General features: G+C 54.2%; 10 protein-coding genes. 3 read left to right on the top strand and 7 right to left on the bottom strand.

Annotated elements, in window-relative coordinates:
* Positions 1-21: 21 nt before the first annotated feature.
* Together ACFFK0_RS07660 and ACFFK0_RS07655 are read right to left on the bottom strand one after the other, a co-directional pair.
* The gene (locus tag ACFFK0_RS07660; RefSeq protein ID WP_377469485.1) at positions 22-339 is read right to left on the bottom strand and encodes a dienelactone hydrolase family protein; all 318 of its coding nucleotides are present in this window, start codon (positions 337-339) and stop codon (positions 22-24) included.
* Positions 340-1,019: 680 nt separating this feature from the next.
* Entirely contained in the window at positions 1,020-1,667 is a 648-nt protein-coding gene (locus ACFFK0_RS07655; RefSeq protein WP_377469476.1) for a cupin domain-containing protein, read from the bottom strand.
* 425 nt (positions 1,668-2,092) lie between these two features.
* Between ACFFK0_RS07655 and ACFFK0_RS07650 the strand changes: the two genes are divergently transcribed.
* Positions 2,093-3,604, top strand: coding sequence for a hypothetical protein (locus ACFFK0_RS07650; RefSeq protein WP_377469475.1), 1,512 nt, complete (start codon positions 2,093-2,095; stop codon positions 3,602-3,604).
* An 11-nt stretch (positions 3,605-3,615) separates the two neighbouring features.
* On the opposite strand, the gene ACFFK0_RS07645 is transcribed toward ACFFK0_RS07650, so the two are convergent.
* Entirely contained in the window at positions 3,616-4,470 is an 855-nt protein-coding gene (locus ACFFK0_RS07645; RefSeq protein WP_377469474.1) for a helix-turn-helix transcriptional regulator, read from the bottom strand.
* 140 nt (positions 4,471-4,610) lie between these two features.
* Between ACFFK0_RS07645 and fabF the strand changes: the two genes are divergently transcribed.
* Positions 4,611-5,870 (top strand): beta-ketoacyl-ACP synthase II, encoded by a 1,260-nt coding sequence (gene fabF, locus ACFFK0_RS07640; protein ID WP_377469473.1) that lies wholly within the window; start codon positions 4,611-4,613, stop codon positions 5,868-5,870.
* Positions 5,871-5,955: 85 nt separating this feature from the next.
* On the opposite strand, the gene ACFFK0_RS07635 is transcribed toward fabF, so the two are convergent.
* The 4 genes from ACFFK0_RS07635 to ACFFK0_RS07620 all read right to left on the bottom strand — a co-directional run bounded on the left by ACFFK0_RS07635 (position 5,956) and on the right by ACFFK0_RS07620 (position 8,633).
* Complete coding sequence (locus tag ACFFK0_RS07635) at positions 5,956-6,966, bottom strand: aldose 1-epimerase (RefSeq protein ID WP_377469472.1); 1,011 nt, start codon at positions 6,964-6,966, stop codon at positions 5,956-5,958.
* Positions 6,967-7,137: 171 nt separating this feature from the next.
* Entirely contained in the window at positions 7,138-7,455 is a 318-nt protein-coding gene (locus tag ACFFK0_RS07630; RefSeq protein ID WP_377469471.1) for a dehydrogenase, read from the bottom strand.
* A gap of 97 nt (positions 7,456-7,552) precedes the next feature.
* The gene (locus ACFFK0_RS07625) at positions 7,553-8,005 is read right to left on the bottom strand and encodes a cupredoxin domain-containing protein (protein ID WP_377469470.1); all 453 of its coding nucleotides are present in this window, start codon (positions 8,003-8,005) and stop codon (positions 7,553-7,555) included.
* Between the two features lie 79 nt (positions 8,006-8,084).
* A complete protein-coding gene (locus tag ACFFK0_RS07620; protein ID WP_446686270.1) occupies positions 8,085-8,633 on the bottom strand; it encodes an HPP family protein in 549 nt (182 codons plus the stop codon).
* Between ACFFK0_RS07620 and ACFFK0_RS07615 the strand changes: the two genes are divergently transcribed.
* A complete protein-coding gene (locus ACFFK0_RS07615; protein ID WP_377469467.1) occupies positions 8,590-8,820 on the top strand; it encodes a hypothetical protein in 231 nt (76 codons plus the stop codon). The genes ACFFK0_RS07620 and ACFFK0_RS07615 overlap by 44 nt on opposite strands.
* The last annotated feature ends 27 nt before the right edge of the window (positions 8,821-8,847 follow it).

Here is an 8,847-nt window from a genome sequence, read left to right as displayed (position 1 = left end):
ACTAAGGCCGCCTAATTAACTTTATATTATTTCCACTGTCCACTTGACGGGGAGCAGTTCAGCGGCAAACTGCTCCCTAGCCTTTTCAGGATCGTACCACCCCGATATTGGAACAACTGCTGAAAAAAGTTTTGACGACCTTGAAGCAAAATCCCAAGCACCTTGTCCACCCATACTAAATCCAGTAAGATATACCCTCTCGGAATCAACTGGATATTTTGTCATTATTTCTAGTAAAGCTATAACCGTATCATACTGTTGAATCCAATTAGAGTCCAAAGGACATTGTGGACTCGCTACTATAAATGGGAATTCCGGTTCACTTAAGAATGTACACATCAAGAACAGCCCTTCCCGCCAGTGCTCCTATTTCATCTGCATTTCCAACGGCTGGAAGGTTGCGCTAAATTGCCCGATATACACATGGATATCGGCACCCATCCTATCCTCCAACCTTTCAGTAACGAAGTTAACTACTCCATTTAATATTAACCTATATTGGAAATATCGTGTCCGTTAGCTTAGTACCGTTCCTAGTCGAAAGCTATATTTTCTCAGTCTACAACTTTATTTGCCTGGTCTATCCTGAAAATATCGCTCCGTGGAACACCGAAAAGAGGCAGTAAAAAAGTGACCCTCCGGCAAACAAAAATGGCCAGGGGCTTAGCGACGTATGGTCTGAATAACGATCAGAAGGCAGCTGAATTCACAGTAATTGATATACCTAATGACTTCCGTTTCTAATGCTTTATTTTCAGTCTAATGCTTTATTTTCAGTCTAATGGTTTATTTTCTTTTAACAAGTAACATACGATGTTTTTTCAATGAATTATTCTCCTTTGCGCCTTATTGAGAGAGGGTGTAATCTGTTAAAATGTTTGCAAGGTTTCGCCTATCCCGCTACTTATCAAGAGGCGCAAAATGAGTGCGGACCGGAAGCATTTTTGTCAAAATCTTAAGAACGACGTACCTCTGACCCGTGCTGCGAATATGAGGATCACAACCGGAGTTATCGAGCGTTAGAAGTACTGAGGATTGTAGGGATAAGGGTGGCAATGATGATGATATGGCGGCTGATCCGGTTGTTGAAATTGCGGGTGGTACTGCGGATTTCCATACTGCTGTGGAAAACGGTTATTGCAGTCCGTGTAGGGGCCTATATATGTTGTCGGTTTTACAGTCGCCACTGCTGTTTCCCATAAATTCCTATCTATACAGTAAGTATGCGACATAATATTGGCTGGAGTAAATTTTAATATATCCGAACCTAAAATCACATCTGGAGTCGGCGCGTCAAAAATGGCCAAAAGATGCGTATGATCCACGGTAGCGACTTCATAATGCCACCAGCCTTGCGGAACGTTAGCCACTTGACCGGGGGTAATAGGGAAATGGAGAATTTGCTTTGTATAAGGATTAAGGATGGATACCGTCGCAGCACCGGAAATACAGTAGACTAGCTCGGCGGCGTTCTGATGGTAATGCGGTTCTACAGCATTGTGGGTGCTCAGGAATATATCCAGGAGTGATACATTTTCCAATGTATTTAACTGCTTCACACCTAGTACGTTGATATAATTATTATTGTCTTTCTTGAACAAGGGACTGGTATTTACATCAAATGTGTATTGAGTAGACGGCAATGTGTAATCGATATTGGAAACCATAATGTTATTCGCCTCTTTACATTGTGGATTGGCCCAGCTTCATAGGCATTTTATGTACTTAAGGCGTGTTAGGTGTGAAATTTGGGGATACCCATACGGGGAAGCGGGTTGACAATGCGATGGAACAGACCCGGGGAATGTTGAAAGGACGGAGTCTTTTGGGTATTAATGCTAATTGAAAAAGATATCAAAGCGAGCCGGGCGGTCGGTATAAGGCATCTTGGAAACGTAACGGTACTTTTCCTTCTGTTAGCGTTGATGCCGACGTTGATGCAAAAATTTTCCAGGTAATTGCTAAGATAAAGGAGCTGTACTTACTGCAAGAACACGACAGTTCAAGACTCGTCCCTGACAGCCGATATTCATATTGTTAAAGGTCTAAAGCATTATTTTCCTCAAACGATAGAAGGCGGAGGTCTTAAACGATGAAAGTCCCCGAAGCTGGAGATGTGTATTGCGTATATTCCCGTCACCTTCGTATGTATACGGCTTGTCAAATCACCCTGTGGGAGCCCCCGAAGAGCAAGAGGGATAAAGGAACTGCCTGGGTTGTCGGACTCGATTGGGCCGGGGAGCGGCCGCTCACGCCAGACGAGATGCCGGGGCTGAAGCCGCTGCTGCTCAATCATCATCATTACAGCGACGATTACGATGCGCTGAACATTCATGCATACATACCGAGCCATTATCAGTATATAGGGACGATGGAACCGTTACTGACTGGAGCCCCACGAGCGTACAGCTTCGGCGGGTGGAACGAAGGGCTGCAGTACAAGCTGCAAAAACGGTGGGATCGGCTTCCGCTTGCTCTGCGGCAGTCTTATCGGCAAGCGAACACGCTTCCTTCGGTTCAGATTGGCGACGTTAACATGTCTGCGAACACCCAAAGAGTTTCCGCAGAGGTGCTTCGTCAATTTGCCGATCCGTCCGAGCTCTCCCGGTTTCCTCGGCTAACCGACCTGCAGACGGACTCGCTGACGGACTCGCTGCTCGAGTATATCGCGGGGAGCTCTATGATCAGCGCGCTTCTTGTGGAGAGCGGACACGGTAAACGGCGTATCGATGTGAGCGGGACGAGCCTGCTGAGCCTGAGGATTCACGTAGATGACGCGGAAGAAATCGTATTGAACCCGGGGCTGCGGGAGCTGACCTTAGTCGGAAGCGTATCGTCGCCGCTTCGCATTGACGCGGAGGGCGGGGGCGAATCCCTGAGATTGAACGTAACGGGTCATGTGCCTCATTTTGCAGGCCTGGAACGGTTGGGCGCGCTTTCCATATGGGATGTGACGGAGCTGGATCTGGCGCAGATCGCTTCCCGATTCGGGGCATTGAAGGAGCTTACGCTGAGGGGAAAGCCGGGCCTGCTGACAGGGCTCCGGCATCTGCGGCGTTGCAGCGGCCTTCAGCGCTTGAACGTTTCCGATTTGTTCGGGTTTGACGTCGCAGATTTTCCCGGACCGGAGGAGCTGCCGCAGCTGACCTGGATATCCATGGACAGCTTTCCGGGCGAAGCGGCGAAGGTGATTAAAGACAAATATAAGCAGGAGCCTTACTATCATTTTTACCTGGACTTGACCAAGCCCCGAAAGCCGGAATGGCTGGCGGAAAATGTAGACAATCCGTTTCGGGATTGGGACGGCCGCGAGGACATTAGCGAAGCTCAGTTGAAGAAAGTCTCGGATCTGTATAAAAAGACGCGCAGAGCCATGATTGCGGCGGTCCGTCAGTCCGGAGAAGCGGCCGAAGCAGACTTGAAATCGCTTGTTATCGAGTATACGGAGTTTTTCAACCGGTTCGATGAGCGGACCGGCTTCATCGAAACCGTCGAAAGGGAAGAGGTATTCGAGGCGTTGGAGCAAGCGATCCGGGTAGCGACGGACCGTGAGGAGTTGATCGGAATGCTGCTCGATGTGTTTGATGAGACGAGAGATTTTTGAAGCGTTGTCCGTCATATTCGAGTGGCTTGTTGAGCCGCCCCCATGAGCTTGCGAAGCTTCGCTTCGGTGGACGAGCCGGCTGCAGGCGTATAGATGCTGACTCGCAAGTCATCGCTGCCTTGGATTTGCAAGGACGTCAGTTCAAAGAGCATTTTTCCGCCCCGCGAATGACGAAACTCCAGTACGACCTCCGGAGCCGTATCGACCCGCGAGCTGCTCCACAGCGCTTCAAAATCCGGGTATTGACGCTTCATATGATCGATGAAGGTATTATACCAAGCGTCGTTGACGTATTGCCCGTAGAACGCACGAAAGATGGACAAAAAGCCGAGCACGAACCGCTCCCAATTGACGGCGAGCCGGCGCAGCTCCTTGCGGGAAAACAGGAGCTCTATCATATTCCGCTGTTCTACGGGGACGTCGGCAAATGGTAAAAATACGACCTCGGCGGCAGTATTCCAGCCGACGATCTGCGACCGCCGGTCCGATACGATAGCAGGGCACAGCGTGAGCTCCTGAAGAATTTTGGTCAGCGCCGGGCTCAGCTGGACGGTCTGGGTCTGAGGCGGCTCCGCCGTTTCGGTTTCCAAGGCCAGCGCGAACATATAGTTACGCTCGTCTTTCGTTAACCGCAGCGTACGGGCGATCGCATCGAGCACTGCAGAAGAGACGCGGATATCTCTTCCCTGCTCAAGCCAGGTGTACCACGTTGTACTGACTCCGGCAAGCGCGGCCACTTCTTCCCGCCGGAGCCCCGGCGTTCGTCTTCTTCCGCCCGCCGGCAGGCCGACATCCTCAGGGGACAGCTTCTCCCGCTGCGTCTTGAGGAATACGGACAGCGCTTCTAATCGAGTCGGCTGGTTCATGTGGAGTTTTGGCGCCTCCTTCAGGCTGCTGTAGAGTATTATGGTATTGATTATACCAGTATAAACAACAACTTGTAATAGGATACACAGAGGATACAATGGTATCAATACCAGTAGTTGCAGCTGAAGGAGTGATCGATATGAATCGAGTCGTCGTAACGGGAATGGGGGTCGTCTCCCCGCTTGGAAACGATGTCGAATCGGCATGGAGTAATTTGATAAAGGGGAATTCCGGTATACGGCTGATCGAGCGGTTCGACGCGTCGCGGCTAAAGACGAGAATCGCCGGCACTGTTACGGATTTCGATGCGGAAGCACTCTTCGGAAAGAAGGATGCGCGCAAGCTGGACCGATTTTGCCAGTATGCCTTATTCGCGGCGGAAGAGGCTGTCCGGCAAGCACGTCTTCCCTTGGAGAGGTTGAATAAAGAACGGTTAGCCGTGTATGTCGGGTCTGGGATCGGCGGGCTTCAGACGTTGATCGATAACGAGACCGTGTTCAAGACGCGCGGGCCGGATCGCGTGAGTCCTCAGCTCGTGCCGATGATGATCACGAATATGGCGGCGGCACAAATTTCGATGAAATACGGGGCGCACGGTCCGACCCTCGCACCGGTAACCGCTTGCTCCATCGGCAATACAGCCATCGGAGAAGCCTGCCGGCTGCTGAGGCTGGGAGTTGCCGACGTCGTTATGGCGGGAGGAGCCGAGGCCGCAATCACGGAGCTTTCGCTCGCCAGCTTCGGGAATGCTACGGCCTTGTCCGTCCGCAACGAAGCGCCGGAGCGTGCAAGCCGTCCGTTTGACGCAGATCGGGACGGGTTTGTCATGGGAGAAGGCGCCGGTATGCTGATTCTGGAAACCCTGGCTCATGCGGAGGCCCGTGGCGCCGGAATCCTCGCCGAGATTGTCGGCTACGGGGCGAGCTCGGATGCGTATCATCCCGTCGCCACGCATCCGGAAGGCTATGGGGCATATTTGGCCATGAAAGCGGCCTTAAGTGATGCCGGCCTTACTCCGCAGCAGATCGGGGTCATTAGTGCGCATGCAACGAGTACGGAAGCAGGGGACCTATCGGAGACCATTGCGATCAAGCGTCTATTCGGGGAGGCGGCCTACCGGGTACCGATTACGGCGAATAAATCGATGACCGGACATATGCTCGGCGCAGCCGGTGCGTTCGAAGCTATAGCGCTGGTTGAAACCCTGCGCTGCGGTATCATTCCCCCGACGATCAACCTGGAGCACCCGGACCCGAACTGCGACTTGGACTATGTTCCGCTCGTACCGAGAAGGACGGACGCTCTGTACGGCCTGTCCAATTCATTCGGCTTCGGCGGGCACAATGCCGCGATCGTCATAAAGCGATGGGAAGCCGGCGGCGACAATGAGGCTAGGTGACGGAGGCATTTGAGCGAGGCTGCATGAATGAACGAAAAACAAAGGCAGTCCGGAAGGGCAGGTAAGCCCCGGACTGCCTTATTTGTTAAACCTGCTCGCAGTAAATGCGGCTGTCGGCCTTCCAAACAGCTCCAGGCTCCAGCATCACGAGACCGGACTGCTCCGCCGGCAAATCGACGTTCGGCGCATTGACGAGATTGTTCTGCGGCTCCGGACAGAAGAAGCCCGGCGTCGCGTTGTTGTTCCAAATCATCCACTGCTTGTACGCCGGATCGGCTTCGTAAACGAGGCGCAGGCCTTGCTTCGTATCGGTCAGCGTCATCCGATGCCGGTCGTTCGCGCCTGCCGTCACAGCGGTGTAATGGTTGTCCATCGGTTCAAAGAAAGGATTGATTCCTGTCGTCGCAAGCAGTTCTTCCTCCGAGCTCAACGGCTGGTGCTTGCCCGTCGGCAGCATCCGCTCGCTCATTTCCCAGCGCTTGCCGATCGACAAGGTCAGCTTGTAGTCGTCAGGGCTGCTGTTCGGATCGAACGGCGCGTTGACCGCCGTATGGAAGGCGACCATGCATGGCATCTCGTCCGTTCCGTCGTTCACGACCTCGACGGCTTGCTGCAGGCCTGCTGCAGACAGCGAATAACGAATACGGAACGTAAAACGATGCGGGAAATAGCGGTACACGGCATGCTCTTCGTCGACCTTCTGCTCGATCTCGACATAGCTCGAATCCGCGACGGTACCGAACGACGTGACGTTCCACGGAATGTCGTATAAGAAGCCGTGCAGATGATTGCCTCTGGCTTGTTCGTTCACCGGAAATTGATACGTCCGCCCGTTCAGCGTAAATGTCCCCGCGTCAAAACGGTTCGGCGGAAACAGCACCGGAATGCCGTGAATGATCGCATTGGCTTTGAAGGCCTCCAGCTCCGCTTCATAAGGCTCGTGCAAGTAGTGATAGCCGCGAACGGTATCGCGCAGCGCGATCAAGTTGCCGCCGGTCTCGGGCAGCAGCGCCGCTTCATAGCCGCCTGCCCGCAGCCATATGGCGCGCTCTCCGTAATAGTCGCCTTCCCAAGCTTTAACCTCCGACTGTGCCATGAAAATGAGGCCCCTCCCTGGAGTCCATGCTCCATTAAGTATTTGTCCGTAAGCTGAGTATAGCAGAAACGCTGGACATGTGGCGAGGGCGGGCAGCGGCTCGGTAAATGCGCGGTCTGTCCACGCAAAATAAGGCAGAATCGGTCGGCCAAACCGGATTCTGCCTTACGGTCAGCCGCCGAAGGCGTCCCGGAACGCCCGGGCTAGACGCGCGGGCTCTACGTCCCAAAGGGCGGCCACGTCGGCGTTTACGTTGTCGTCCCACCAGTCGGCCAGCAGCTTATGATTGTTGCCATTTTCCATAATGTAAGGGAGGCTGCCCAGCACTTTATCCAAATACAGCTTCTCGGCTTCCGCCATCTTCTCGGGCGGGATGTAGGTCTTGAGCCGCTTGGCGGCGCGGTACAGCTCGCGGTTGCAGGAACGGCGGATGCCCCGTACGGACAGGGATGGCGGCTTGTGCTTCTCGCCTTGCTTATTGATCATCATGAGATGCGCTCGTCTCCTCTCGCTGGCGTCATTACGTTATTAGTATGACGGGCGAGGGGAGTGGGCGCTGGGCATCTGTCCGTACGAAGGCGCCCAATTACGGCAGTACGGTAATGTAGCCGATCATCGGTCCGCTGTGCGCCGCATCGGGATGATCGGTACAAATGATCCGGTAGGTGCCTTCCTTCTGCATCGTAAAGGAGACGACCGTTTCTTTGCCTTTCTTGACTTCGTTGCTAATATTCGTGCCTTCGATGATGAACTTGTGCGAGGAGCCGTTAACGCCGAGTATGCGCAGCGTCACCTTCTCGTTCTTCTTCACGATAATCTGGCCCGGGTCCCAGCGGTACGCTTCCATCTCTTTGCCATCCGGGAGGGTCGTCTTGTATTCTCCGGTTACCATATGAAACGTCCGCTCGACACCGGCGCTCATCGTGCTGGCGGACTTGCTTTCGGTATGCTTCAGGTATAAGCCGGTGGCGGCAATACCGAGCAGCAGAACCGCGCCGAGCACAATCTGGCCCTGCCGAATAAACATTACTTTGTTCATGAGAGACCCTCCGATTCGTCAAGTTTGTACCCATTGTATGCGCTTCGGGGGCCAAGCATGACAAGCCTGAGGCAAAATGTCACCGCCACCCCTTCGGGTAGCGAACCGGTGCGGAGCCGGACGAAACGGGCATCAGCCGGTGATAGAGCCAGGCTGCGGCGACGATGAGCACCGACCCGGCGAGTACCGGTGTCAGCAGGAAGCTCCAGCCGGCGCCGCTCAGCATAACCAGCAGCGGGTCGGCGCCCGCCGGCGGATGCACGGTGCGCGTCAGGTGCATCGCTGCGATGGCCAGCGCGACGCCCAGAGCGAGGCTCCACGGATGGGAGCCGAAGCAGGCCAGCGTCAGCAGGCCGATCGCGGTGGAGAGGAGGTGGCCGCCGACGATGTTGCGCGGCTGGGCGAGCGGGCTGTCGGGCAGCCCGAACGCGAGCACGCAGGTGGCGCCGAACGGCGCCATAATCAGCGCCAGCTCGGAGGCGGAGCCGAGCAGCGCGCACAGCAGGATCGCCGCGAAGCCGCCTAGGGCGGCGCGGAGAGCCTGCAGATAAGGCCGTCCCGAAGCCGGCAGGAGGGCGGCAGGCTTGGCGGCCTGCCGTCCATCGGCGGCCGGGGGCGTTTCCGTCAAAGCTATAGCTGAATTTGGTAGTACAGGTGTCGGTTCAGCTGCAGATGAAGATGAAGATGAAGGTGCAGGTGCAGGTGCAGCAGAAGTTGAAGTTGAAGCTGAAATTAACTTTGAAGCTGATAACCGCATGAGGTACCCTCCGCTTTCTGTAACGTTGTGGAATGCAATGCATGTAAACTTATGGTAACATAGGTATATGTATTTGATAATTGAA

It is taken from the genome of Paenibacillus chartarius (assembly GCF_042432825.1).
Taxonomy (GTDB): domain Bacteria; phylum Bacillota; class Bacilli; order Paenibacillales; family NBRC-103111; genus Gordoniibacillus; species Gordoniibacillus chartarius.
Note: the sequence above shows the minus strand (reverse complement) of the source record. Positions and strands in the feature narration are given on the sequence as shown.